Source organism: Apilactobacillus intestinapis, assembly GCF_049166695.1.
Classification (GTDB): domain Bacteria; phylum Bacillota; class Bacilli; order Lactobacillales; family Lactobacillaceae; genus Apilactobacillus; species Apilactobacillus kunkeei_C.
Map to the genome: position 1 here is coordinate 349,587 of NZ_JBMHFD010000001.1, position 25,237 is coordinate 374,823.

Here is a 25,237-nt window from a genome sequence, read left to right on the forward strand (position 1 = left end):
AATATTATGTATTATATGAGCACCAAAATTAGCGGTGCCCATAATAAGAAAAAAACTCCCACCTACTTACCTTAAGTGGTGAAAGTTTTTATAGATTATTTAATAGCTTTCTTTGCAGTTTCTGCTAATGAAGCAAATGCTTTTTCATCGTTAACTGCTAAGTCAGCTAGCATCTTACGGTTCATTTCAATGTTTGAAAGTTTCAAACCGTGCATTAACTTGCTGTAGCTTAAGCCGTTCATACGAGCAGCAGCATTGATACGAGCAATCCATAATCTTCTGAAGTTTCCTTTGTTTGCTCGACGATCACGGAATGCGTATTCACGTGACTTCATAACTTGATCTTTAGCAGTCTTGAATAGACTGTGCTTACCTTCACGGTAACCTTTAGCTTCTTTTAAAACACGCTTACGACGTGCATGAGTAACTGTTCCACCCTTAACTCTTGGCATATTTAAATCCTCCTAAATTATGTCTTACTTAAAAGTATTAATTAAAACATCTTTGTGTATTTGCTTGCTAATGTATCGTTTACCATGCTTGTACCACGTAGGTTACGACGTTGTTTCTTTGTCTTACCGTGGAAACGGTGACTTGTGAATGCGTTAGCACTCTTTAAACCACCCTTAGCAGTTTTCTTGAAACGCTTTGCAATTGCACGATTTGATTTAGTCTTTGGCATTGAAAAAATCCTCCCTTAATTTAACTTAAGTATTATAAAAATACTATCTAATTTTTATCGCTTGACTTAGGTGCGAGCATTAGGAACATACTTCTTCCATCCATTTTTGCTCGTTGAGTAACGCTAGCAACATCTGATGTAGAATCTGCCATTCTGTTTAAAACATCACGACCAATTTCCTTATGTGTGATGGCACGTCCCTTAAAGCGAATTGAAACTCGAACTTTTTCACCTTTTGCGATGAATGTCTTAGCTCTCTTCAACTTAGTATTAAAATCATTAGTATCAATAGTTGGACTTAATCTAATTTCCTTAACACTAACTACCTTTTGCTTCTTACGAGATAGACGAGCTTTCTTTTGTTGTTCGAAACGGTATTTTCCGTAATCAATAACTTTAGCAACCATTGGCTTAGCCTTTGGAGCAACAACTACTAAATCTAATCCAGCAGCTTCAGCAATTTGCATTGCTTCGTCCTTTGACTTAATACCTAATTGATCACCATCAGCACCAATTAAACGAACTTCGCGAGCTCGAATTCCATCATTAACCATCATATCGTTTGCTATGGTAATTCACCTCCAAGTATATTAAAAAGCAGAAAAAAGCGGATGCCCACAGTTGAGCACCCGCTTTTGGTCCTTTGAACATTAAATCAAAGGTTAATCCGATATCATGCCTAGCCATCTCTTTCGATCACTCAGGCGAGAAGCGGGATGCTTCTGCTTTTTCGTTACTTATATAATACCACATGAGTGGTACATGTCAATAACATTTATTATTTTTCTCTTGAATAGTTACTAATATCTTCTTGAATTTCTTTGATGAAGTCATCAAGACTTAGACTTTCACTATCTTGTTCACCGTACTTACGTACAGAAACTTGGTTTGAGTTCATTTCACTTTCACCAACGACGATTGTGTATGGAATCTTGTTAGTTTGAGCATCACGAATTAAGTAACCCATCTTTTCGTTTCTGTCATCAACACTTGTACGGATACCTAATGCAGCTAATTTGCTGTTAACTTCCTTAGCGTAGTCACCGTATTTTTCCATACTTACTGGAATAACTTTAACTTGCTTTGGAGCTAACCAAGTTGGGAATGCACCCTTGTATACTTCGATTAGGTAAGCAATAAATCTTTCCATAGTTGAAACTAAACCACGGTGCATCATAACTGGACGGTGTTCTTCACCATCTTCACCAACATAGTGTAGATCAAATCTTTCAGGTAACATGAAGTCTAATTGAATAGTTGATAGAGTTTCTTCATTACCCATTGCAGTGTAAGTTTGAACATCAAGCTTAGGACCGTAGAATGCTGCTTCACCTTCGGCTTCAACGTAGTCTAGGCCAAGGTCATCCATGGCACCCTTAAGCATTGATTGTGACTTGCTCCACATTTCTTCATCATCGAAGTACTTTTCAGTGTTCTTAGGATCTCTGTAACTTAATCTGAAGTGATAGTTCTTAATATCGAAGTCTTTGTATACTTCAACCATTAAACCAAGAACCTTCTTAAATTCGTCTTGGATTTGGTCTAGTCTTAAGAATGTGTGACCATCATTTAGAGTCATTTCACGAACACGTTGTAGACCTGATAAAGCACCTGATTTTTCGTATCTGTGCATCATACCAAGTTCAGCAATTCTCATTGGTAGTTCACGGTATGAACGAATGTGGTGCTTGAAGATTTGGATGTGACTAGGGCAGTTCATAGGACGTAGTTCTAGTTCTTCACCATCACCCATGTCCATTGGTGGGAACATGTCTTCACGGTAGTGTTGCCAGTGACCAGATGTCTTGTAAGCATCTAGGTTCATTAGAACTGGTGTGATAACGTGTTGGTAACCGTTAGCTAATTCCTTATCAATGATGTATCTTTCAACAACACGACGGATAGTAGCACCATTTGGCATCCAGTAAGCTAAACCAGCACCAACCTTAGGGTCAACGAAGAATAAGTCTAACTTGTTTCCGATAACTCTGTGGTCTCTTTCTTTAGCTTCTTGTCTTCTCTTTAGATCTTCTTCTAAATCAGCTTTCTTGTAGAATGCTGTAGCGAAGATTCTTTGTAGCATTGGGTTTGATGATTTACCTTCCCAGTATGCACCGGCAACTGAAAGTAATTTGTATTCCTTAACAGCCTTAGCTTCTGGTAATACAACACCTTCACCTAAACCTAGGTAATCACCGATTTGGTAAAAGACAACTTGACCGTCTTCAGCTAATTCGTTAACTAACTTAGCTTGGTATGGATCTCCATCAACTTGCTTTAAAGCATCTTCTAGAGATAATACTTTTCTTTCAATTTTTACATTGTCTGAAACCATTTTATTAATACGTTCTTCTACTTGTGGTAGTTCATCGGCACTAACTTGTGAATCACGTTTATCAGTATCAACGAAGAAACCATCTTCGTCAGAAGTACTTTCACCAAATTGGATGTTGTTAAATTGGTCAGCAAGGGCAGCTTTTAACAATTGTGAAGCTGTTTGACGTAGAACCTTTAGACCATCTTCTGTATCTTTTGTAACGATTTCAATCTTGCCACCTTTTTCAAGTGGTAAATCAATTTCAACCATTTTTCCGTCAATCTTACCAGCTACTGATTTCTTAGCTAAACTAATTGAGATTGATTTAGCGATATCTTCAGTAGTTACTCCCTGATCGAATTCTTTTACGCTACCGTCAGGAAATTCAAATGAAATCTTTGCCATAATAGAGCACTCCCTTGTGTAATTTTCGAATAGAAACAAAAAAGTCCCTAGCATCTAAATAAATAGACACTAAGGACGTTATAAACGTGGTTCCACCCGAATTCTACCTACCTGCACAAACAAATAGGCCTCATAATAGTCTATAACGAAACAACCCGATTCAGAATTTTCCTCTGATTTAAAATAAAAGTGGTAACTTCAAACCTGAACATGAAGATACTTCCAGCAAATGTATCCTCTCCCTGTAAGTCGAGATTTAAAATCATGTCTTTTATTAACTGTCTTTATTATCGACAGTCACGCTTAAATTGTCAAGCATTAATTATTGTGGGCGACGATTTTGACCAAACATCCCTACTTCTTTTGCCAAGTAGTGAACACGTTGCATGATTCGTTTAGCCTTTAGTGGTTCTACGTCACCCTTATTGTTAACAGCTAGGTGTTCTTCTTCAAATTGTTGCATTGAGAAGTTTGAAGTAAAGAATGTACTTAGCGAGTTTTGCATTCTGTATTCAAGAATAACACCCAAGATATCATCCCTTACCCATGAAGACATAGAATCAGCACCAATATCATCTAGGATTAGGACTGGTGTCTTCTTAATTGTATCTAATTTGTCAGCAACCAAGTTACTGGAAATCGCACTTTTCATTTCCACTGCAAAGCTTGGGAAGTGAACCAATGTTACTTCAAATCCATTCTTAGCTAACTCATTGGCCATTGCAGCCATTAGGAAAGTTTTTCCAACACCGAATTCACCGTATAGATACATCCCTTGGTGCCACTTCTTAGGTGCATTGGTATATTCCTCGATAAAATCAGTGACCATCCCCATCGCATTCATACGGTAATCATTTTCACTTAAATCAAATTGATCCAATGTGACGTTTTTAATGTTCTTAGGCATTGCAACCGCGTGGATTCGTTTAAGCACTTTGGCCTTCTTCATGTTGTCCTTAGTTTCTTGTGTAGGAACGTATGAAATATCAACCAATCCCTTATTAACAACTAATACTGGCGTATATCCAGGAATTGTTGTGGGTTGATTGTTCTTTAGTTTGTTATTTTCTTGCACGAATTCATATAGTTTTGACATTGAGCGTTTTACAACATCGTCTTCCAATTCGTCTTTGTGCTTGTTTAAAAACGACTTAACGTCTTCATTATTTAAAACAGCATTGACTGATTGTTGGTAACGTTCGTTGTATTTTGGTTTGCTTAAAGTCTTTGCAAATTCATCACTTAAGTTTTTCATTCTCTACCCTCTTTTCTACTGTTACGAAGCTTTTGAATTCTTGCTTCTAGTTCTTTTTTCTTATCTTCGTTAACCTTACCATATTCCTTTGGCTTTTCGTTATCTTTTGCCCAATCAGGAAGGGTTTCTTTAACCGTCATCTTACGATTGTTATTGAAACGTGGTTTTCTAGGTTTGTTTAATTCTTTTTGTCTGTTCTTGATGAAAGTAATTGCCTTACTTGCATCGGTAACATTGTTTTGTGACCAGTTATCAGCAATTGCTTCAAAGAGGTTCTTATTTAAACCGGACTTTTCTTGATCAATTAGTAGATGATAAACAATCATATTGATTACTTCTGGTTTTAGAATTTGTCTAGAAACCAAGTCAGAAATCATGCGTTCCTCATTGCTATGAACATAACCACCCTTAGCATTCTTCAAATAGTTTAAAAATTCGATTGGTGCATATTCACTGGCCGATTTAATCAATTGTCTTTCCTGGGCGTTTAAATCGTTGCTATCTGCCTCGGTAGATTTATCAGCATTGGTGGCTTCACGTGATATGTTATCCGCATTTGATTGAAATTGTCTAGATACTAAAATCTTAAAGTTGTTTGGATCAAAGACGTTATTGGTAACATTAGTTGCCTTTTCAATCAATTTAGCCATTTCAATCTCATCGATACCGTACAATTGATGTTCTGAATTAATCAAATTGATATTCTTCTTAACATCGGATGTATTAACGTAAGACTGGTTTAGCATGTCTAATAGTAAATTAAAGTCAAAGTCATCACTTTTTTCGATGACTGGACCGGCTTTAACGTGACTACTATTATCATTAATACTATTTTTAACTTGTTGAACAGCCTTTGGTGTGTTGGTAACTTCGCTATCACGAATATTAAACACTTGAAGGAAGTTTCTTGAAACGTCTTTATATTCGGACAAATCAAATCCAGGTCGGATAAATTCATTGTATAAGTCAACGTATCTATCTTCACCAATTACTTGTAAAAGTGAAACGCTTAGTAAATCATCAATAAAGAAATCATTAACGGATAGTGGACTAACCAGACGATAGACATATTGTTTTTCGCCCTTATCACTAGTCTTGATGTATGTCTTCATCAAACCAGCCGCTTCTAATCTTAAGCGGGCCTCGTAAAATGATTTCATATCGACACTCAAATAAGACAAGGTTTCAAAATGACTATGTGCTTGATGTGTCTTTCTTTCATGACTCATACGCCAAAAATTGTTAATCAAAGCATATGGCAAGACACCAATGATTGGCTGATATAAAACATCCAAAGAAGTTCTTTGTAAGTCAGATAAATCATCATCTGCCAACAATATAAACTTGGATAGAGGATCTACCTCTCGCCATTGATCTGTCATATTAATTCCCCGCTATTTCTTATTTTTTTGGTCCTTATCTAATACCTCTTTTAATTCATTATAAAAGACCGTCATATCTTTAAATTGACGATAAACACTAGCAAATCGAATATAAGCAATTTCATCGACATTCACTAGTTCTTTCATCACATATTCACCAATTAGTTGGCTTGATACTTCGTTTTCGCCTAAAGAACGGATACGGTTTTCAACCTTATCTGCGATAGATGTCATTGCGTCCATTGGCACTGGACGTTTTTCGGCAGAACGAATAATTCCGCGAAGAATCTTTTCGTGATCAAATTCTTCACGATTGCCGTTGTTCTTAATAACTAATAATGGTGTTTGTTCGATTCTTTCAAATGTTGTATATCTGTAATTACAATTTTCACATTCACGTCGACGTCTGATTACCTGGCCATTTTCGGCAGGACGACTGTCAACTACTCTCGAAGAGTTTTTATGGCAATGAGGACATTGCATATGTTTCACCTCAATTAATCTATGTTATTAAACAATTTTACCACTTGATTGCGTGTTTGCATAATGCTTCCATTACTATCAATCACATAAGTGGACAATTCTGCCTTAATTTTTAAAGGCCATTGGCTCTTAATTCTTGCTTCTGCATCATCCTTGGATAGAGAATCACGTTCCATTAAGCGCTTTTCCTGTTCATCAAAATCACAGACAACACTGACAATATCATCACACATAAAGTGATAACCATTCTCAAACAATGTCGGTGCATCTAAGATGACAACGTCATTTGTAGTTTCATTAATTCTTCTAATCACTTCGCTGCGAATGAATGGATCAATGATTCTGGTTAATTCAATTAGTTTAGATTTGTTATTAAACACGATTGAACCTAATTTTTGTCGATTTAACTCACCATCTTCTTTGATAATATCTTTACCAAAAAAGGCAGCAATAGCCTCTAGACCTTTGCTGCCTTTTGATTGAACCTGGTGAGTAATTTTATCAGCGTCGATGATTTCGTATCCAACACTTGCTAGATACTCAGCCACTGTTGATTTTCCAGTGGCAATTCCACCGGTCAAACCAATTACTCTTGTCATATTATTCAACCACTTTTCTTTGACAGTTAGGACAGAATGTTGTGCCTCGTTGAGCCACCTTAATCTTTTCTAATAAGGTATCGCAACGTTCGCAAGGTTCACCTTTTCTACCATACACATGTAGATGGTTTTGGAATGATCCAGCTTCTCCATATGCATTTGAATAAGAGTGAACAGTAGTTCCATGTCCCTTAATTGCCATTTTTATTTCTGCAATAATGTTCTTTCTTAATTCTTCAATTTCTTCATCAGTAATTAAGTTTGTTTGAGTTTCAGGATGAATCTTGGTCAACCATAAAACTTCGTCACAGTAAATATTACCTAATCCAGCAATATTACTTTGGTTTAGTAAAAATGGCTTAATCTTTCCTCTAGCCTTGTTCATGATTGATTTCATGTAATCAAATGTTAGAGTTTCATCTGTTGGTTCAGGACCAATTGTTCCTAAACCAGAAAGCGTCTTTTCGTCACCATTTTTAACTAAGTACATTCGACCAAACTTACGACTATCTTTGTATCTTAGTTCACGGTCGTCATCCAAATGAAAAATAATATGAGTATGTTTAGTTGGTTCAGTTCCATCTGGTTCAACGTCATACTTACCTTCCATTCTTAGATGTGAGACCAAAGTCATTTCGTTATCAAATCTAAATAATAGGTATTTACCACGGCGATCAATACGATTAATAGTGTGGTCTTCTAGAGTATCCTTGAATTCCTTTGCACTAACATTAATCATTTTTGGATATAATACATCAATTGTCTTAACCTTAGCACTTTCCACTAAGTTAGTAAGACCTCTTCTAACAGTTTCTACTTCAGGTAATTCAGGCATATCATTAAACCTCACTTAATTTATTTCAAACTGTACCAGTTTTTACCGTAATGGCTTTTAACATTTAGCGGAACGTTAAGTTCAACAGCTGAGTCCATTACCTTTGGTACTAATTCGCTTAGTACTTCAATTTCTTCATCAGGTGCTTCAAAAATCAATTCATCATGCACTTGTAATAACATCTTGGCTTTCATGCCACGTTTGTTTAATTCGTTTTCCATCTTAATCATTGCAATCTTGATGATATCAGCAGCACTACCTTGGATTGGTGAGTTCATTGCTGTTCTTTCTGCAAAAGATCTTAGGTTAAAGTTCTTTGAATTGATGTCAGGTAGATAGCGTCGACGGTGAAGGATGGTTTCAACATAACCATTTTTCTTTGCGCTTTCAACACTTTCATCCATGTATTTCTTAACACCAGGATATTCAGCAAAGTACTTTTCGATGAACTCCTTAGCATCTTTACGACTGATTCCAGTATTCTTTGCTAAACCAAAATCGGAAATACCATAAACAATTCCGAAGTTAACGGCCTTAGCTTGACGACGAAGTTCAGGAGTAACTTCACTGTTATCCTTCAATCCAAAGATTCTTCTGGCGGTTGATGCATGAATATCATCGTTATGAATGAATTCATCTTGCATGTTCTTGTCACCAGAGATAGAAGCAAGAACTCTCAATTCAATTTGAGAATAATCGGATGAGAAGATTTGGTAGTTATCATGACTAGGCACGAATGCTTGTCTGATTTTACGTCCTTCTTCAGTTCTTACCGGGATGTTTTGTAGATTAGGATCTACAGAAGATAATCTTCCAGTTTGGGTAAGAGTTTGTAGGTATCTAGTATGAACCTTACCATCCCCATGAATATCAGATAATAATCCTTCAACATAGGTTGATAGAATCTTGGATAGTTGACGATATTCAAGGATTGCTTCAACGATTGGATAGTCAGGAGCAAGTTGTTCCAAGACACCTACTGCAGTTGAGTAACCGGTCTTAGTCTTCTTAATGACTGGTAACTGTAATTTTTCAAATAAAATTACACCTAGTTGTTTAGGGGATGCAATATTGAATTCTTCACCGGCATCGTTGTAGATAGTTTGTTTGATTTCTTCCAAACGTTCTGAAAGTTTGCTTTGCATTTCGTTTAGAACATCTTTATCAACTACCACACCAGCAATTTCCATTCTAGCTAGTACAAATGTTAATGGTAATTCAACATCGGTATATAGGTCCCATTGGTTATTTTCCTTTAAACCATCAAATAGCTTATCTTTAAGTGCGTCAATGGCATTTAACTTTCTAGCAAAATGGTTGAATAACTTGTCGCCTTCAGGAATTTCACGTTTAGCGCCCTTACCATATACATCATCATCTGATTGAACATCAAAATAATCATGACGATTAGCGACCTTACCTAAATCATTGCTATTGTCGTTTGTGTCCAATAGGTATGAAGATAGCAATAAATCAAAATCAACGTTGTTTAATGTAATGCCTAAACGATTTAAACCAACATAGGTTCTCTTAGCATCAAATACATCTTTTTTAACATCATTGCTTTCAATGATTTGTTTAATCTGATCACTCTTTAAATAATCAACATCGTTTGATACGTAAATCTTTTCGTTAATCTTTAGAGCAAATCCAATGAATGGAGCGTCATGATAGTTATCACCATCCATGCCAAGGTAAAATGTCACCCTATCGCTGTCTTGTTTAGCGATTTCAGATAATGTATCATCACTAACTTCAGCGTATTCAATATCCTTCATATTGGCATTTTGAGTGGTGTTCATTTCGCTAAGAAATTTTCTAAAGTTCATTTGACGATAAAACGCGATCAAATCATCTAGATGATCTCCTTGATATACTGTATCATCAATTGAAATTTCGATAGGAGCTTCTCGATTAATTCTAGCTAACTTCTTCGCTAGGAAAGCTTCATCCTTATCTTCAATTAGGTGTTCCTTTAGTTTCTTACCCGAAACCTCATCAAGATGGTCATATAGGTTTTCCACGCTGCCAAATTGTTTAACTAGTTTTAGGGATGTCTTGTCACCGACACCGGTAACACCAGAATAGTTATCAGATGAATCACCTTTCAAGGCTTTCCAATCAATAATTTGTTCAGGAGTAATTCCCATTGTTTCTTTAACATAGTCAGTATCGTATCTTACAACACCAGAAACACCACGGTTAGAAATTGATACAGTTGTCTTATCTGAACATAGTTGAGTTAAATCATTATCTCCAGTAACAATGGTTGTATCGAATCCTAAACCATCGGCTTGTTTTGAAAGTGTACCGATAATGTCATCTGCTTCATAATTTTTTAGTTGGTAATATTTAATACCACGATTTTTTAATAGTTCTTTTACGTAGTCGAATTGTTCAACTAATTCTTCAGGAGTCTTGTCTCTACCAGCCTTGTAATCAGAGTACATTTCTGTTCTAAATGTAGTTTTTCCGGCATCAAAGGCCACCAGAACGTGAGTTGGTTTCACTTTATCTAACATGATATTTAGCATGTTGTTGAAACCATAAATTGCGTTAGTATGTACTCCTTCGTTATTAGTAAAACGATCTACTAATTTAATTAAAGCAAAGAAAGCTTTATAAGTAATACTATTTCCATCGATTAATAATAATCTCTTATCAGACATATAATTCTCCTTACCGTTTTCTTCGATAATTTAATTTTAACATGCACGCATAGTATATTATATAAAAAATAAAAAAGATGGTGTTGTATAAACACCATCTTTTTTATTATCTGTTATCATCACCAAGACCAAAAATTCTTAGTAAGTTTAAGAATAAGTTAATAAAGTCCATGTATAAAATCATCGCACCATTAATGGCTAAACCATTTTCTGATACTTCAGAACCATATTCGTTAAATGCTTCTTTAATCTTTTGACTGTCATAAGCAGTAAATGCTGTAAAGATAATCACAGCAATAAATGAAATGAATAGGTCAAATAATGGATTGTGTAAGAACAAATTAATGATACTTACAACAAGCAATGCAATAAAAGCTGCCATTGCTTGTGTTCCAATCTTATCTAAGCTCTTCTTAGTAGTGACCCCAATGATGGCCATAATAGCGAAATCAATGGTAGTAGTGAAGAATGCTTCAGCAATTGCAGTTGAGCTGTATATCATAAATACATATGAGAATAGTCCACCTGTTAATGCTGAAAAAATCACTAACATAATAAATCCAGCAAATGCATTACGCATAGCAACTGATTGAGTAGCAAAAGCTAACACAAACCATAGAATGAAACCTACGATAGTTGCTCCAGAGCTAAAACTAGCGTGGTACATTCCACCCATTAGATATGCAACAATTCCAGAAATTAATACTGAAAGAGTCATCCATCCGTATGTTTTAGTTAAAAATCTGTTCATACCGAAAGCATCGTTTACTAAACGACGTCCAGCTTGATCATAGTTATTCATAAAATCCATAAACCTCCTTGTTTACGATGTGTTAGAAGTATTCTACCAGAATCGTAAGAAACTACAAGTGTTTAATTCATGTTATTTGTTACATCATTCAACAAGTTTTCGTAGATTCTTTCGTACTTTTGAATATCTCCAGCACCCATGAATACGACAACAGCGTCATGATATTCAAGTAACGGTGACATGTTTTCGGCTTCAATCAATCCACCATTCTTAGTAATCTTGTTTGCTAAGTCAGCACTTGAAATCTTACCAGATTTTTCACGTGGTGAGCTGTAAATCTTGGTGATGTATACGTCATCAGCCTTGTTTAGACTCTTAGCGAAATCATCTAGGTAAGCGATTGTACGACTGAATGTGTGTGGTTGGAATACCGCAATAATCTTCTTGTTTGGGTATTCTTGTCTTGCAGCATCAATGGTTGCGTCAATTTCTGATGGATGATGAGCATAGTCATCAATAATAGTCATGTCAGCAACTTTTCTTTGTGCAAAACGTCTCTTAACACCCTTGAAAGTTTCTAATTCACGTTGAACTTCGTCTAGGTTGTCGTGTTCGAAGTATGAAACAGCGATAACTGCTAATGCGTTCAACACGTTGTGTTCACCATATAAGTGAATTTGGAAATGACCTAATTTCTTACCCTTGTATTCAACATCAAATTCTGAACCAGAAGTGCTCTTAACAACGTTAACAGCTCTAAAGTCATCGTCTTCTCTAGTTCCGTAGTAATAGATTGGAACATCAGCTCTAATGTCTCTTAGGTTTTCATCGTCACCCCAAGCAAAGATACCTTTCTTTGTTTGGTTAGCAAATGTTTGGAATGCACTCTTAACATCTTCGATTCCTGTGTAGTAATCAGGGTGATCGAAGTCAATGTTAGTCATGATTGCATAGTCTGGACTAGTTGCCAAGAAATGACGACGGTATTCGTCAGCTTCGTATGCAAAGAATCTAGCATTCGGAACACCTTTACCAGTACCATCACCGATAAGGTAATCAGTAGGTGCAATTCCTGACAATACGTGGGCTAATAAACCAGTAGTACTTGTCTTACCATGGGCACCACAAACACCAATACTAGTGTGTCCTTTAATCATTTCACCTAGGAATTCGTGGTATCTAAATACTGGTAATCCCATTTCTCTTGCTTTTTTGATTTCTGGTTGATCATCTGTAAATGAGTTACCTGCAATTACAGTTAAACCTTCTTTAATGTTATCTACGTTAAAAGGAAGTACTTTAATTCCTGCTTGTTCTAGACCCACTTGAGTAAATGTGTATTTATCAATGTCTGAACCTTGTACTTCGTATCCTCTATCTTTAAGGATTCTTGCCATTGCCGACATTCCTGTACCTTTAACACCGACAAAGTGATATATTTTCTTTGCATCCATAATTAAATGCTCCTTTTATCTCTCATTAATCTTATAATATCAGATTTGAGCTGATATGGCGCCCCTTTTTTAAATATTTAACTTTTTGTAATCACTTTCGGTTAAATATACATCTCTCGGTTTAGAGCCATGTTGACCTGATACATAATTATGCTTCTCTAATTCATCAATCAAACTGGCCGCTCGATTGTATCCAATTGAGAAGACTCTTTGTAGTTTTGATGTAGATACTGTTTCTTCATTGGAAATGTATTCCAAAACATCTGGCATTAATTCGTCTTGCTGTTCAACTTGGTTTACGCTCTTCAACAATGAATCAGGTTGGAAGGCATACTTAGGTTCACCTTGTTTTCTAACTTCATCGGTTACTCTTTCGATTTCATCGTTAGTGACAAATGTACCTTGTAAACGAGCAGATTGACTTGCCCCATTTCCTAAGTACAACATATCACCTTTTCCAAGTAACCTTTCGGCACCAGCGGTATCGATAATGGTTCTCGAATCAACTTGACTGGATACCATGAAGGCAACACGAGTTGGAATATTATTCTTGATTGTACCGGTAATAATATCAACACTAGGTCTTTGAGTAGCAACAATCAAATGAATACCTGCCGCTCTGGCCTTTTGGGTAATTCTAACGATGTAGTCTTGAACTTCGTTAGAAGCGACCATCATCAAGTCGGCCAACTCATCGATTACAATCAAGATGTATGGCATCTTCTTGGTGTATTCACCAGCTTGTTCAGCCATTTGATTGAATTGTTCGATGTTTCTTGCCCCTGCTGCAGCAAGTTTTTCATATCTTTCGTCCATTTCCTTAACAGACCATTTCAAAGCAGCAGATGCTTGTTTTGGATCTGAAATAACTGGTGAAAGTAAGTGTGGCAATTTATCGTAAGGAGCCATTTCAACGGCCTTTGGATCAATTAAAATCATCTTTAATTGTGCAGGAGTTGCCTTGTATAGTAGTGAAATTAACAAACTATTTAAGAACACACTCTTCCCTGAACCAGTTGCCCCGGCAATCAAACCATGAGGCATCTTGCTCAAGTCTGTCATTTGAGGTTTACCTGTTAGGTCGACCCCTAAAGCAACAGTAAGTGGTTTATCAGTCTTTTCAAACTGTGGCGTGTCCAATACTTCGGATAATCTAACCGGTCTTGGTTTTGGATTTGGAATTTCAATACCTACAGTTGTCTTTCCAGGAATTGGTGCTTCAATTCTGATGTCCTTTGCAGCCAACGCTAGTTTCAAGTCATCTGTCAGGTTAGTAATCTTACTTACCTTCACCCCTAGTTGAAGTTTAATTTGGAATTGTGTAACTGTTGGTCCATTGGTCCAATCAACAACGTTTGCATCCACATTAAAAGCACGGAGTGTTTCATCCAAGATTTCAGCTTGATTTTCAATCCAATCATCCATTGAATCATCTTCAAATTCATCTGATGGTTCCAACAAATTCATAGATGGGAATTGATAGCCCTTATCGTCGTAGTCAGCAGACACACTTTCATCATGGTGATATTCTTCCTCAGGTATATCATCTTCTTCAGAAACGTCTGATTCCGATACTGGACGATCATTAAAGATAGACAAGTCTTTTTGCACGTTTTGTTCTTGATTCAAGATTGATGCTAAAGAGTGTCCTAATCCATGATTTTCAATATTTCTCTTTTCTTCATGTGGTTCTTCGATATGTTCATTATCGTCATTACCACTTGTTTTCGTTGCTGTTTCATCAATTTCGTCACTCTCTGCTTCATTGTATGAAACATCATAATCAGATGAAACATATTGAGTAGTATCTTCATCAACTGATGAATTATTTACTTCAGCATGTGAAGAGATAATGACATCACTATCTGAATTAGCGTAACTATCACCATCAGATTCATCATCGTAATAGTCATGAGTTTGCGTGTCATCTTCATTATCGTTTTCTGATTCTGAATCCAGTTGATTATCAGCATCGTGGTTTACCATCCCCATAAACTTATCAAATGAAGATTGATTAGATGAACTGCTTTGTTCGGCACTTTGTGGGACTTCATTACTTGAAGTCTCAGTATCATCATCAACAGTATCACTTACCGAAACAGATTCACTATCAGCCACAACTGCTTCTTGAGCTTTCGCTTCGCTTTCAGCAGCCTTACTTCTATCGATATAAGGTGTTGAGTATGGTTCTGCTTCTATGTCATTAAATTGTTCGATTGATTGTTTATCAACTGCATCAGCTTGACTAGTTGCAATTGATTCGTCTTCAGAAGTGCTAATTTCTTCTCGATCCAAATCAATAGCTCCAGTATCATCACTTGTCATACCAATTAATTCTTCATTGTGACGATCAAGTTGATTCATAATTTTTCTGAATTTACTAGAAGTTTCGTTTTGGTAGAATTGAACTTTTGAGCCACTAGTTGAATTATGACTAGGTTTAAAAGCTGCTGCTCTTTTAGCAATTGGATTATCTCTGTTAAGTAGAAGATAATCTTCAGAATCATCATTTTGTCTTACAGTTGCATCTCTATTAGTTCGGGATTCACTTTTATTAGACTTATTATTATGTTTTAATTCATTGTTTTCACCTAAAACGTTATATTTACGGTAAAAAGCAGGTCCGTCATAGTGTTCCATTCAAGCGTCATCCTTAATCTAAAAATTTATGTATAGCGGGGATTTTAAATCCCCTTTTTCTTACTTATTTTGAAAATAATGTGTCAGCTTTATCAAAATCAAAAGCTTCTCCAACTTCTTGGTAATCGTTAGGTAGAATCAAAGCACCTGGTCTTTGTGGTGCATTTGGAATTAATAGTTCACGACCTGAACAAATCATTCCGTTACTTTCTTCACCCTTCAATTCACCAGGCCAAATGATTAGACCATCAGGCATCATTGCACCAACTTTGGCAACAACAACCTTGATGTCTTCTTGCATGTTTGGAGAACCACTAACGATTTGTAGTGTCTTACCATCATTAATTTCAGTTTCAGTAATCTTTAGGTGGTCAGACTTAGGATGTTCTTTAACAGATTTTACATATCCCACAACAAACTTTGGATCAGTATCCAATTCAATAGTGTCCTCAATTCCATTATCAGATAATGAATTGTTTAGGGCGTCTAAATCTTCTTGAGTTAAGGTAACTTCACCGTTTACTTCCTTTAGACGTGGTAATACTTCTGAAGCGTTAGTAAAGTTAAAACCAGTAACGTGGTCGTTTGATGCATCAGAAATTCTGACAACATTACCAATTTGTTCTACCTTTTGTTCTTTCGCATCTTCATCCAAGATGACAACTAAAATGTCACCAGTTTGTTTTGAGTTATAACTTGCAATTAACATTAAATCTTACCTTCCACATATTAATTATTATAGAGAATCGATAAATTCTTCTACTTGTTTCTTTGTTTTTCTGTCTTTGTTTACGTAACGGCCAATTTCTTCACCGTTTTCGAATGCAACAAAGCTTGGAATACCAAAGATTGCTAAATCAGCAGCTAAATCAATGTTTTGGTCACGATCAACTGCGATAAATTTGTAATCTGGGTATTCTGCTTCAATTTCTGGCATTGCTGGCTTGATAAATGAGCAATCTGGGCACCAGTCAGCTGAGAAGAATAGCATGTACTTGCCATCGCTAACAGTCTTCTTTAATTCATCTAAGTTCATTGTTGGTAATTGTTCCATGTTTATTCACTCCAATTATTTTTTCTTTATTATAACTTATTTCTTGCTATTTTCGATGCAGTTTGATTATAAATTTGAATGTAATATAATGTATCCTATACAAAAGGATGTGATATATCATTAAGTCTAAAAATGCAATCGTTTCAACCCTTGCCATTGGAGTTATCGGCACTAGTGTTTTAGTTGCTAAAAAGATTAAGCAAGAAAAACATATTAAAAAAATTAACCTACAAATAACTCATGCAAAAAATACTTTAAACAAAAGCAAAGTTTACGGTAGCTGGGTTATGAAAAAGAATAACAATAAAGATTACGTTGGTGCTATCAACGTTTTAGAAAACGATGAAATAATTGAACGATACTTTGAAATTAATTCTAACTATCAATTCAAATGGATTAACGAACTTCAAGAAGACTATTAATTAGTCTTCTTTTTTGTTGAAGTAAGCAACAATCTTGTAGATTGGACCCTTACTACTAAACTTATGTTCATATTCAGTTTCAACATTATCTTCCATGTATTCACTATTGTGTAAATCAAGTGATAATAAATCGAAGTACATTCCGTAATTATTGAAAGTAATTACAGAGTATTCAAATAAGCCACGGTTATCAGTCTTGAAAACGACAGGAGCGTCTTCCTTTAAAATTGTCTTGTAACTATCTAAAAATGTTGGTGAAGTAAGTCTTCTCTTAGCATGACGCTTCTTTGGCCATGGATCTGAGAAGTTTAGGTAAACTGTATCAATTTCATGTTTACCAAAGAAAGTATCTACACCTGCACCATCGGTATGAACCAATTGTAGGTTTGGTAAATCAGCTTCAACAACTTTTTTCAAAGCAATTGCGATAACTGTCTTTTGGATTTCGATACCTAAAAAGTTAACTTCAGGATGTTTTTTGGCCATTTCAACGATGAATTGACCCTTCCCTGTTCCAATTTCAATATGAATTGGTTGTTCTTTTTCAAAACGTTGTGACCATTTGCCAATCCAGTTTTCAGGATCAGTCACAATATATTTTTGGTTATCTTTGATATAACCGTCTGCCCATGGCTTATTTCTAACTCTCACGAATTATCCTCCTCATAAAAAATAGCCAAAACCAAGGTTTTGACTAATTAAATCTGCCAAATGTTCTATTTTTATTCTGCTACCTATTTTACTGGCTTTTTAATAGCTACGTCAAGCAACATCAATAATTTGAACTGGCTTTTTTTATTTTTTTTGGTACATATATTTTAATTAATAAAATCCATTCAATAACTAACGCCAATAATAACATTATTGACCCTAATAAATTAAACATGAAGATGGAACCAATCATCAATACGATAACCACTAAAATCATTATCTTGCCAATCACGTTGGTAAATGATTTTACTTGTTGATCAAAGGTAATTGGGTACAACGATGTAAAAACATTATCATCGAAGTTAGTAAAGTATGGAATTAGTTGAAACACAATCAAATACATAAATAGCAATGCGATTAAAATAGCCATCCAGTCTAGTTTAATTGCCCCAATGATGATTGCTCCCAGGACAGAAACCCGTGTTAATAGACCACTGATTTCCTTATCTCTAACTATTCCTCTTGAATATAGAACTGAATAAACGTCATCATTGAACATTTTGAACAATGAATCGAGATAGCTGCGTCTCTTAACTGCGCCTTGCATGTTTTCAACATCGGTAAACATGTTGAAGAAGCGATTAAGACTGTTTTCATGGCTTTCCGTCTTTTCAATCACTACTTGCCAATCGATGCTTTGTTGCTTTAATTTGGCAACCAATAAATGCGACAAAATCAACACCGCAATACCAATTATCACACCTACATAAACATTAATATAAGCGGCTAAGGCAACAATAACCAAAGGAATAATCACGCGGTAGAATATTTTTTTATTCAAAATATTACGATTGTGATGGTAGTTATCGATCATTTGAAAGTTTAAAATCATCATCTTTAAAAAGACCATGACTACTAAAAACATCGAAATTATAGCGATGTTAGTATTTACCATTGATTTTTCAATAAATGGAATCATGACAAACCATGCCACAATTTGGACGACGACTGCCAGTGACTTCGAGTATCTTAAGCCACTACGTAGGAAAGCAAAAAATTCTTTTTCCTTTGGCAACCAGAAGACGAAGTCGGCTCTTTTTACAAAAGTGACCAAATTATTTAGTTGAATAACAACTAATATAAGAACTACTAAGACTAGTTTTTCCCACCATTGGCCTGCTTGAAGGTGTTTAATAAACATCGCATATTGATAGCCAATTCCACCGATGATAAACATTAATGCAATCACAAAGAAATCATTAAATACATATCTTAAATACTTAGACATTTGCGTGAAATGGGATTGCAAACGCTGATTAAAAAGACTATTCATTAGCTTCTTCCTTTGCAAGCTTCAAGTAAATATCATTTAAGGAACTATCTTTGCTACCAAATTCATCCTGTAGCTTTTGAATGTTTCCTTCTGTTCTGATTTGCCCATTGTGAATCAAAACAAAACGATCACAGAATCTTTCGGCTGTATCTAATACGTGGGTAGACATTAAAATGCTGCTACCCTTTTTCTTTTGTTCTTCAATTAGGTTAAGCAAGTCATTTACTGCAACCGGGTCCAAGCCTAAGAACGGTTCATCAATAACAAATAATTTGGCATTTGTGATAAACGCACAAAGAATCATCACCTTTTGACGCATCCCCTTTGAGAAATTGACCGGGAACCATTCAAGTTTATTTTCTAGTCTAAACATCTTTAGCATCTTATTAGCATCTTCCCATGCAGCTTGTTCGTCTAGATCGTAAGCCTTAATGGTAGTTTCAATATGTTCTTTTAAAGTTAGTTCTTTATATAAAACCGGAAATTCCGGAATATATGCAATTTGTTTCTTATATTCTTCGATATCATCTTGCATTGCGATTCCATTAATCTTAATTGATCCAGAAAATGGTCTTAACAATCCAATGACATGGTTGATTGTGGTTGACTTCCCTGCACCATTTAGACCGATTAAGCCGACTAATTCGCCGTCTTTTACGTCAAATGATACATCTTTTAGTACTGGAATTCGTGAGTATCCACCCACTAAATTATCCACTTTTAATGACACGGAATATCACCCCTATGAAATTTATTAACGTCAATTATATCACAAGTTCCTTTAAGCTTAATTTATGTTAATATGTATATAATCACAGTAATATCAAAGAAAGGAAGAATAATATGAGTGATTGTGTATTCTGCAAAATAATTGATGGTGAAATTCCTAGCTACACTATTTACGAAGATGAATATGTGAAAGCATTCTTGGATATTTCACAAGCTACACCTGGTCACACTTTAGTTGTGCCAAAAAAACATGTTGCTAATATCTACGAATATGATGAAAAACTTGCTGAACAAGTATTTTCAAGAATTCCTAAGATTGCTAGAGCGATTCAAAAATCAGCTCCAGATATTTTAGGAATGAACATCGTAAATAACAACGGTGAATTGGCATATCAATCTGTGTTCCATTCACATTTCCACCTTATTCCTAGATATAGTGAAAACGATGGCTTCTCTATGAGCTTTCAAGACAACTCAGATAAGTACAATGAAGAAGCTTTTGAACAAATTAAAGCAAATATTATTAGTTCATTGGAGGAATAAGCATGATTAAATCAATGCTAAAGCTACTAGGATTATCTGCAGCTGGTTTGGCCGCTTATCTTGTTGTTACTAAACGTGATCCAAAAGAATTTGCCAACAGTGTTTATTCATCTACTAAGGATAAAATCAATGGCGTTTCAAACGTTTTAGATCAAAAAAATAAGCTAACTGCTAACATCTCAAAGTTACAGGATGAAGTTAGCAAGTCAAAGCCCACTATTGAAGCTATGCAAAGAGATATTGATGAATATCAATTCAAAATCAATCCACACGTAGATTTAATTAACCAAAGAATTAATAATATCACCAAATAAATTTAAAAATTTCTTAAGTTTTTTTGTGATAGAATTTACTATGTGTTAACGTAAAACTATCAGTTAATGATAGATAAAATAAAGAAATGGATGTGTATTACATTATGAATAAAAAAGTTCTAGTTGGACTTGCCGGTGCATTACTAAGTGTTTCATTAGTTGCCTGTGGTGATAAGACTGTTGCCGTTACTAACGGTGGTAAGATTACCCAAAGCGAATACTACAGCAGCATGAAGAACACTTCAAACGGTAAACAAGTTCTACAACAAATGATTTTAGACAAGGTATTGAACAAGGAATATGGTAGCAAGGTTTCTTCATCAGAAGTAAACGCTCAATACAACCAATACAAGAGTCAATACGGTTCAGAATTTGAAACTTTACTTGAACAACAAGGTTTAACTACTACTAGTTTCAAGAACCAACTAAAATCTAACCTACTTCTAAAGGCGGCTGTTAGAGCTAACATTTCATACTCAACTGCTGACCTAAAGAAACAATTCAAGAGCTACCAACCAAAGGTTACTGTTAACGAAATTTTAGTATCTGACAAGAAGACTGCTGAAAAAGTTATCTCAGAACTTAAGGATGGTAAGAAGTTCTCAGATCTTGCTAAGAAGTACTCAAAAGACACTTCAAACAAGAATAAATCAGGTCGTGTAACTCCATTTGATAACACAGACTCAAGCATCGATTCAGCATTTAGAAAAGCTGCTTACAAGCTATCAAACGGTGAATACACTAAGACACCTGTTAAGACTCAATACGGATACCAAATCATCCAAATGGTTAACCACCCTAAGAAGGGTTCATACAATGACCACATCAATGATCTAAAAGATCAAATTGCTACTTCTAAGTTAAGCGACAGCACTACTCTAAAGAGCGTTGTAACTAAGGTTCTTAAGAATGGTGGAGTTGAAATTAAGGATAAGGACTTACAAAACATCCTATCATCATACTTAACTAGCTCATCAAGCAGCAAATAATAGTTAAATAAAAAAGACTCCGGAATTTTCCGGAGTCTTTTTTTAGTAATCATTTAAGTTTAGTACTGATTTATCATCAACTAGTTTTAAAATATCAGAATCACAAGTAACATAAATCACCTGCATTGATTCGCTGATATTATCTAATAGCTTGATTGCATTACCTGTTCGTTGTTGATCGAACTCAGTTAATCCATCATCGATGATTAATGGTAAACGATAGTCCCTACCGAATACCACAGAAAGTGACAGAATCAATGCTAGGTATAGTTGTTCAATTGTTCCTCTAGATAGTTCTCCAGCATCAAATTGAACCTTATCATCCCTAGTTACCTTTAACTTGCTCTTGTAGTAAGTAATTCCTGTGTATCTATTATCGGTCAGGATTGCAAAGAATTCTTTTGCTTTAGATTCGAACAACGGAATTCTATCAGCAGTCGCAATGTTCAATGATTCATCAATCCATGAATTAGCTAACTTCATGCTCATCCATTGATCAACCATATCATTAATTTCTGCTTCTAGGTTACTTTGTTTTTGCACTAGTTCGTTGTAGGTTCCGTCAGCAATAACATGTTTCAACTGAATGTTTATACTTTCTAGTTGTTGGGATGCATTTAGTAATGATTGCTTTTCAGTAGTCATTTCTGCATCCGCTGCATTCAATTGATTATCCAATTCAGTTATGTCATTAAAAGTATCTAAAACCTTTACGTCATCATCGGTAATTTGATCCTTAACGTTTTGTAGTTGAGCCGATTTAATTGAATGATTTCTTTGTTGTTCTACAATCTCTTTAAATTCGTCACCGTCATCGACTTTTCTAGTATTTAAGAATTCAGAGTAGTCCTTCTTATACTGGATTTGTTTATCGATTAATGATGATTTTTGTTGTAGGTAGTTTTGCAATTGATTATTATTTCTTAAATTAATCGCATTTTCTTCATTCATCTTATTTAGATAAGTACGAATTTGTGAAAGTTGATTATCAAATGAATCATTAACGTTAAGGCCACTAAATACTCGTTGCCATTCAGCAAAGTATGCCTTTAGGCCTTCCTTTAATTGTTTCATTTCTTCTTCATACTTAGCCTTTTGACTAGTATCTTGAGACTTACGAGCTAAGTACTTTTGTTCGGATAACCAATCATCAACATGTTCGGCATTAAAGGAATACTTATTACCATAATCTACTAATTGATTATTTAATGCGTCCCGTTTTTGATTGGAATTACTATCCTCGTTTTTCTTAAACTTCACGGAACCGGTATAAATACCACTCAAGAGTAGAACGATAATTCCGACCAGTTTTAATGTTCCTGGTAATACGGTAAGCATTGCGATTCCAATAACTACACCAATTAAACCCATGATAGAAAAACTATTAGATGATTTTTGCTTTCTTGTTTGAAGTTCCTCTAATTGTTTTTTAATGCCTTCAATTGCAACGATGTCATTCCTGCTAGCAACAACTTGTTGACTATCTTGGCGATTAATTTCGTTTATCATTGATTGGCTAACGCTTAATTGATTGATTTGTTCATTCACTTTGGAGAATGATTGAACCAGTTTATCAATTTCAGTCTTGTAATCATTGAACTTCTTCAAATCATCATCATTGTTCATTGAAGCGTTTAATTGGTTAATTGATTTTTCGATACTATCGATTTGCTGATTGATTAAGAATAGTTGATTGGTTAATTCATTAAACTGTTTAACATCGTCATCGGAGAATCCATCTTTGAATTCAAATTTGTCTTGCTTTAAAGATGAAAGTTGTTGATAGACTGGCCAAACTTGTTTGAAATGATTTAACTGACTTAGTTTCTTTTCCAACTCACTAACCTTTTGCTTAGATTGATTCATGGATGCTTCTAAAGCATTCTTTTGACTAATCAATTGGTTGTAATCATTTAAACTATTCTTGCTTTCAGCAATCTTGTCCAATAAATCATCGTATTCTTTCAACTTTTGATTCAAAGGTGGCTTACGTCCGGTTGGTGCGTATAAGTCCTTTGCTTCTTTGTCGAACTTGTCTCTTAATTCTAACCATTGGTCACTTCCAACAAAGCCAACCTTTTGAATGCGACTAACTAATTCATTTTTACTCAACTTAGAAATTTGCTTAATATCTAAATCACCAAAATAAAATAGTTGTTCAAAGGTATCTCGATCAATTGGTCCTAAGATTTTTTCTAAAATGTCATTTGAGGTTTGCATATCATTATCAATATCGTAAATTGATAACTCTCCACCATGGGTTCCGGCAATTCTAGTTAGAATAAAATGACGATTGTCATCGGTGGTGATTGTTAGTTTCCCACCATATGATTTAGTATCACGTGGAATATATTGTTCATATGCACTTCCACGTCCGTCAACATAACCAAATAAAATTCCTTCAATCAAGCTTAGTAAAGTGGTTTTTCCTGCTTCATTGTTACCAAATATGATTTGTAGGTTGTCATCATTAAAATCAAAGGATACGTCGTGCCATTTACCGTAACCTAGCACTTCCAATTTATTAATCTTCATTCGTATCCTCCTTTCCACCTAGTAGCTTCATTCTTGTTTGTTCCATTAAGTCCTCTTTGGATTCATCCAAATGTTGTGCAATAAAATCGTACTTACGTAAGGACTTAGAAACGGAACTGATTTCATCTTCAGAGAACACCTTTTCCTGTGCTTCATCCCAAATTTCTTGGTCGATTGATGACATCTTTTGGTCATCACTCAATCTGACATTAATTTCGTAAATCCATGCATTTAATTGTTCATAGTCCTTACTTAACGCATTGGTAACTCGATATTCTAAGTCCTGTCTTTGACCATCAGAAATTGGATTATTCAAGATAAGGTTCAAACTAATCAATTGCATATTTTCATACTTATTGCCCATTAAAACTTGTAGGATGTGATTTTTGGCACTTTCAACATCAACAAAGTCCATATTCAAATCAAGTGTCAACCAATCGATTAACGATGTAGCATGGAATGTTGCTTCCAGTTTGCCACTTTCATCATTAACCAATAGGTATCCTTTATCACCCGGTTCATTCTTATGTCTTCCCTGAATGTTACCAGAATAAAATACTAGTGGGCTTTCGTTTAATTGTTGGCGTTTATGAATATGGCCTAATGCCCAATAGTCATATTTCTTGCTTATAAGGTCTTCTAATGAGAATGGAGCATAATGATCCCCCGTTTGTTCCAAACCACCGTGTAGCATCCCTATTTGCACGTCTACATCATTTTTCACTGGATATTCATCAATTTTCTTATCTGTAATCCATTTATTGGCATAACTAAAACCGGTAATGGCAATTTTCTTACCATCCAGTGTAAATGTTTTAGTTTCAACATCATTACCAAACACATGAACGTTATCTGGGAATGATACTGATTCTTTTTGCATATCAAAATAATCATGATTTCCATAAATCATGTATACATCAATATTATGTTCGTTTAGTTTTTGCATTTGTGATTGAAAGAAATCATAAGTCTTAGGGGTTTGATTGTCTCGATCAAACAAGTCACCCGCCAATAATACGAAATCGACATCGTATTCGATGGCATCGTTTACGATTCTTTCAAAAGATTTGAAGGTAGAATCATATATTTGTTTCCATAATCCATTTGGAGTTTCATCATTCTTCAAACCCTTAAATGGGCTCTCCAAATGTAAATCAGCGGCATGAATAAATTTCAAATTAACTACTCCTTTAAC

The 25,237-nt window shown here is 35.1% G+C and carries 24 protein-coding genes and 1 other annotated feature; of the genes, 4 read left to right on the forward strand and 20 right to left on the reverse strand.

Going from position 1 to position 25,237, the window contains the following annotated elements; genetic code table 11:
• Nucleotides 1-95: 95 nt before the first annotated feature.
• The 15 genes from rplT to ACOMA7_RS02015 all read right to left on the reverse strand — a co-directional run bounded on the left by rplT (nucleotide 96) and on the right by ACOMA7_RS02015 (nucleotide 16,526).
• Nucleotides 96-452 carry a 50S ribosomal protein L20 gene (rplT, locus tag ACOMA7_RS01945; RefSeq protein ID WP_034531196.1) on the reverse strand — a complete coding sequence of 119 codons (357 nt, stop codon included), beginning with the start codon at nucleotides 450-452 and terminating at the stop codon, nucleotides 96-98.
• 41 nt (nucleotides 453-493) lie between these two features.
• Complete coding sequence (gene rpmI, locus ACOMA7_RS01950) at nucleotides 494-682, reverse strand: 50S ribosomal protein L35 (RefSeq protein WP_034531197.1); 189 nt, start codon at nucleotides 680-682, stop codon at nucleotides 494-496.
• A 47-nt stretch (nucleotides 683-729) separates the two neighbouring features.
• Nucleotides 730-1,239, reverse strand: a complete 510-nt coding sequence (gene infC / locus ACOMA7_RS01955; protein WP_034533640.1) for a translation initiation factor IF-3 — start codon at nucleotides 1,237-1,239, stop codon at nucleotides 730-732.
• A 36-nt stretch (nucleotides 1,240-1,275) separates the two neighbouring features.
• Nucleotides 1,276-1,416: a sequence feature (ribosomal protein L20 leader region), on the reverse strand.
• 44 nt (nucleotides 1,417-1,460) lie between these two features.
• The gene (gene thrS, locus ACOMA7_RS01960) at nucleotides 1,461-3,404 is read right to left on the reverse strand and encodes a threonine--tRNA ligase (RefSeq protein ID WP_034533642.1); all 1,944 of its coding nucleotides are present in this window, start codon (nucleotides 3,402-3,404) and stop codon (nucleotides 1,461-1,463) included.
• 322 nt (nucleotides 3,405-3,726) lie between these two features.
• Complete coding sequence (gene dnaI / locus ACOMA7_RS01965; RefSeq protein WP_421391599.1) at nucleotides 3,727-4,659, reverse strand: primosomal protein DnaI; 933 nt, start codon at nucleotides 4,657-4,659, stop codon at nucleotides 3,727-3,729.
• On the reverse strand, nucleotides 4,656-6,041 hold the full coding sequence (locus ACOMA7_RS01970; protein ID WP_421391601.1) for a replication initiation and membrane attachment family protein: 1,386 nt from the start codon (nucleotides 6,039-6,041) through the stop codon (nucleotides 4,656-4,658). Before ACOMA7_RS01970 ends, dnaI begins: the two co-directional genes overlap by 4 nt.
• Nucleotides 6,042-6,053: 12 nt before the next feature.
• Nucleotides 6,054-6,524, reverse strand: a complete 471-nt coding sequence (gene nrdR / locus ACOMA7_RS01975; protein WP_034531205.1) for a transcriptional regulator NrdR — start codon at nucleotides 6,522-6,524, stop codon at nucleotides 6,054-6,056.
• A 14-nt stretch (nucleotides 6,525-6,538) separates the two neighbouring features.
• The gene (gene coaE, locus ACOMA7_RS01980; protein WP_421391604.1) at nucleotides 6,539-7,123 is read right to left on the reverse strand and encodes a dephospho-CoA kinase; all 585 of its coding nucleotides are present in this window, start codon (nucleotides 7,121-7,123) and stop codon (nucleotides 6,539-6,541) included.
• Nucleotide 7,124: 1 nt separating this feature from the next.
• Nucleotides 7,125-7,958 (reverse strand): bifunctional DNA-formamidopyrimidine glycosylase/DNA-(apurinic or apyrimidinic site) lyase, encoded by an 834-nt coding sequence (mutM, locus tag ACOMA7_RS01985; protein WP_301945723.1) that lies wholly within the window; start codon nucleotides 7,956-7,958, stop codon nucleotides 7,125-7,127.
• Between the two features lie 20 nt (nucleotides 7,959-7,978).
• Complete coding sequence (polA, locus tag ACOMA7_RS01990) at nucleotides 7,979-10,627, reverse strand: DNA polymerase I (protein WP_421391606.1); 2,649 nt, start codon at nucleotides 10,625-10,627, stop codon at nucleotides 7,979-7,981.
• A 106-nt stretch (nucleotides 10,628-10,733) separates the two neighbouring features.
• On the reverse strand, nucleotides 10,734-11,429 hold the full coding sequence (locus ACOMA7_RS01995) for a Bax inhibitor-1/YccA family protein (protein ID WP_421391608.1): 696 nt from the start codon (nucleotides 11,427-11,429) through the stop codon (nucleotides 10,734-10,736).
• Between the two features lie 71 nt (nucleotides 11,430-11,500).
• Nucleotides 11,501-12,832: a UDP-N-acetylmuramate--L-alanine ligase gene (gene murC / locus ACOMA7_RS02000; protein ID WP_421391610.1), complete on the reverse strand. Its 1,332-nt coding sequence runs from the start codon at nucleotides 12,830-12,832 to the stop codon at nucleotides 11,501-11,503.
• Nucleotides 12,833-12,901: 69 nt separating this feature from the next.
• A complete protein-coding gene (locus ACOMA7_RS02005; protein ID WP_421391612.1) occupies nucleotides 12,902-15,472 on the reverse strand; it encodes a DNA translocase FtsK in 2,571 nt (856 codons plus the stop codon).
• Nucleotides 15,473-15,536: 64 nt separating this feature from the next.
• Complete coding sequence (gene ytpR, locus ACOMA7_RS02010) at nucleotides 15,537-16,181, reverse strand: YtpR family tRNA-binding protein (protein WP_421391614.1); 645 nt, start codon at nucleotides 16,179-16,181, stop codon at nucleotides 15,537-15,539.
• A gap of 27 nt (nucleotides 16,182-16,208) precedes the next feature.
• Nucleotides 16,209-16,526, reverse strand: coding sequence for a thioredoxin family protein (locus ACOMA7_RS02015; RefSeq protein ID WP_034531217.1), 318 nt, complete (start codon nucleotides 16,524-16,526; stop codon nucleotides 16,209-16,211).
• A 287-nt stretch (nucleotides 16,527-16,813) separates the two neighbouring features.
• Here ACOMA7_RS02015 and ACOMA7_RS02020 point away from each other — a divergent pair, with 287 nt between their 5' ends.
• Complete coding sequence (locus tag ACOMA7_RS02020; RefSeq protein ID WP_257719911.1) at nucleotides 16,814-16,948, forward strand: hypothetical protein; 135 nt, start codon at nucleotides 16,814-16,816, stop codon at nucleotides 16,946-16,948.
• Here the strand turns inward: ACOMA7_RS02020 and trmB are convergent, their stop codons facing one another.
• From trmB to ACOMA7_RS02035, 3 genes are all read right to left on the reverse strand, one after another.
• A complete protein-coding gene (gene trmB / locus ACOMA7_RS02025) occupies nucleotides 16,949-17,599 on the reverse strand; it encodes a tRNA (guanosine(46)-N7)-methyltransferase TrmB (protein ID WP_034531218.1) in 651 nt (216 codons plus the stop codon). It lies immediately after the preceding gene.
• A gap of 121 nt (nucleotides 17,600-17,720) precedes the next feature.
• Nucleotides 17,721-18,932, reverse strand: a complete 1,212-nt coding sequence (locus ACOMA7_RS02030) for an ABC transporter permease (RefSeq protein ID WP_414827424.1) — start codon at nucleotides 18,930-18,932, stop codon at nucleotides 17,721-17,723.
• The gene (locus ACOMA7_RS02035) at nucleotides 18,925-19,662 is read right to left on the reverse strand and encodes an ABC transporter ATP-binding protein (RefSeq protein ID WP_054483294.1); all 738 of its coding nucleotides are present in this window, start codon (nucleotides 19,660-19,662) and stop codon (nucleotides 18,925-18,927) included. The genes ACOMA7_RS02030 and ACOMA7_RS02035 overlap by 8 nt, the downstream gene beginning before the upstream one ends.
• 113 nt (nucleotides 19,663-19,775) lie before the next feature.
• Between ACOMA7_RS02035 and ACOMA7_RS02040 the strand changes: the two genes are divergently transcribed.
• The 3 genes from ACOMA7_RS02040 (at nucleotide 19,776) to ACOMA7_RS02050 (ending at nucleotide 21,507) form a co-directional block, all read left to right on the forward strand.
• Nucleotides 19,776-20,204 (forward strand): HIT family protein, encoded by a 429-nt coding sequence (locus tag ACOMA7_RS02040; RefSeq protein WP_034531222.1) that lies wholly within the window; start codon nucleotides 19,776-19,778, stop codon nucleotides 20,202-20,204.
• A gap of 2 nt (nucleotides 20,205-20,206) precedes the next feature.
• A complete protein-coding gene (locus tag ACOMA7_RS02045; protein ID WP_034531224.1) occupies nucleotides 20,207-20,518 on the forward strand; it encodes a hypothetical protein in 312 nt (103 codons plus the stop codon).
• A gap of 104 nt (nucleotides 20,519-20,622) precedes the next feature.
• Entirely contained in the window at nucleotides 20,623-21,507 is an 885-nt protein-coding gene (locus ACOMA7_RS02050; RefSeq protein ID WP_237756977.1) for a peptidylprolyl isomerase, read from the forward strand.
• Between the two features lie 42 nt (nucleotides 21,508-21,549).
• On the opposite strand, the gene ACOMA7_RS02055 is transcribed toward ACOMA7_RS02050, so the two are convergent.
• Together ACOMA7_RS02055 and ACOMA7_RS02060 are read right to left on the reverse strand one after the other, a co-directional pair.
• The gene (locus tag ACOMA7_RS02055) at nucleotides 21,550-24,042 is read right to left on the reverse strand and encodes an ATP-binding protein (protein ID WP_421391619.1); all 2,493 of its coding nucleotides are present in this window, start codon (nucleotides 24,040-24,042) and stop codon (nucleotides 21,550-21,552) included.
• Nucleotides 24,032-25,219 (reverse strand): metallophosphoesterase family protein, encoded by a 1,188-nt coding sequence (locus tag ACOMA7_RS02060; protein WP_054608102.1) that lies wholly within the window; start codon nucleotides 25,217-25,219, stop codon nucleotides 24,032-24,034. Before ACOMA7_RS02060 ends, ACOMA7_RS02055 begins: the two co-directional genes overlap by 11 nt.
• Nucleotides 25,220-25,237: the final 18 nt, after the last annotated feature.

What these genes read in the sequence shown, in the direction of transcription:
- ACOMA7_RS02030 (WP_414827424.1), bottom strand. Translation starts at nt 18,932, where the DNA reads ATGAATAGTCTTTTTAATCAGCGTTTGCAATCCCATTTCACGCAAATG.
- ACOMA7_RS02005 (WP_421391612.1), bottom strand. Translation starts at nt 15,472, where the DNA reads ATGGAACACTATGACGGACCTGCTTTTTACCGTAAATATAACGTTTTA.
- ACOMA7_RS02040 (WP_034531222.1), top strand. Translation starts at nt 19,776, where the DNA reads ATGAGTGATTGTGTATTCTGCAAAATAATTGATGGTGAAATTCCTAGC.
- thrS (WP_034533642.1), bottom strand. Translation starts at nt 3,404, where the DNA reads ATGGCAAAGATTTCATTTGAATTTCCTGACGGTAGCGTAAAAGAATTC.
- ACOMA7_RS02045 (WP_034531224.1), top strand. Translation starts at nt 20,207, where the DNA reads ATGATTAAATCAATGCTAAAGCTACTAGGATTATCTGCAGCTGGTTTG.
- ACOMA7_RS02015 (WP_034531217.1), bottom strand. Translation starts at nt 16,526, where the DNA reads ATGGAACAATTACCAACAATGAACTTAGATGAATTAAAGAAGACTGTT.
- coaE (WP_421391604.1), bottom strand. Translation starts at nt 7,123, where the DNA reads ATGACAAGAGTAATTGGTTTGACCGGTGGAATTGCCACTGGAAAATCA.
- ACOMA7_RS02050 (WP_237756977.1), top strand. Translation starts at nt 20,623, where the DNA reads ATGAATAAAAAAGTTCTAGTTGGACTTGCCGGTGCATTACTAAGTGTT.
- infC (WP_034533640.1), bottom strand. Translation starts at nt 1,239, where the DNA reads ATGATGGTTAATGATGGAATTCGAGCTCGCGAAGTTCGTTTAATTGGT.
- rplT (WP_034531196.1), bottom strand. Translation starts at nt 452, where the DNA reads ATGCCAAGAGTTAAGGGTGGAACAGTTACTCATGCACGTCGTAAGCGT.
- murC (WP_421391610.1), bottom strand. Translation starts at nt 12,832, where the DNA reads ATGGATGCAAAGAAAATATATCACTTTGTCGGTGTTAAAGGTACAGGA.
- ACOMA7_RS02055 (WP_421391619.1), bottom strand. Translation starts at nt 24,042, where the DNA reads ATGAAGATTAATAAATTGGAAGTGCTAGGTTACGGTAAATGGCACGAC.
- mutM (WP_301945723.1), bottom strand. Translation starts at nt 7,958, where the DNA reads ATGCCTGAATTACCTGAAGTAGAAACTGTTAGAAGAGGTCTTACTAAC.
- nrdR (WP_034531205.1), bottom strand. Translation starts at nt 6,524, where the DNA reads ATGCAATGTCCTCATTGCCATAAAAACTCTTCGAGAGTAGTTGACAGT.
- polA (WP_421391606.1), bottom strand. Translation starts at nt 10,627, where the DNA reads ATGTCTGATAAGAGATTATTATTAATCGATGGAAATAGTATTACTTAT.
- ACOMA7_RS01970 (WP_421391601.1), bottom strand. Translation starts at nt 6,041, where the DNA reads ATGACAGATCAATGGCGAGAGGTAGATCCTCTATCCAAGTTTATATTG.
- ACOMA7_RS01995 (WP_421391608.1), bottom strand. Translation starts at nt 11,429, where the DNA reads ATGAATAACTATGATCAAGCTGGACGTCGTTTAGTAAACGATGCTTTC.
- dnaI (WP_421391599.1), bottom strand. Translation starts at nt 4,659, where the DNA reads ATGAAAAACTTAAGTGATGAATTTGCAAAGACTTTAAGCAAACCAAAA.
- ACOMA7_RS02020 (WP_257719911.1), top strand. Translation starts at nt 16,814, where the DNA reads ATGAAAAAGAATAACAATAAAGATTACGTTGGTGCTATCAACGTTTTA.
- ytpR (WP_421391614.1), bottom strand. Translation starts at nt 16,181, where the DNA reads ATGTTAATTGCAAGTTATAACTCAAAACAAACTGGTGACATTTTAGTT.
- rpmI (WP_034531197.1), bottom strand. Translation starts at nt 682, where the DNA reads ATGCCAAAGACTAAATCAAATCGTGCAATTGCAAAGCGTTTCAAGAAA.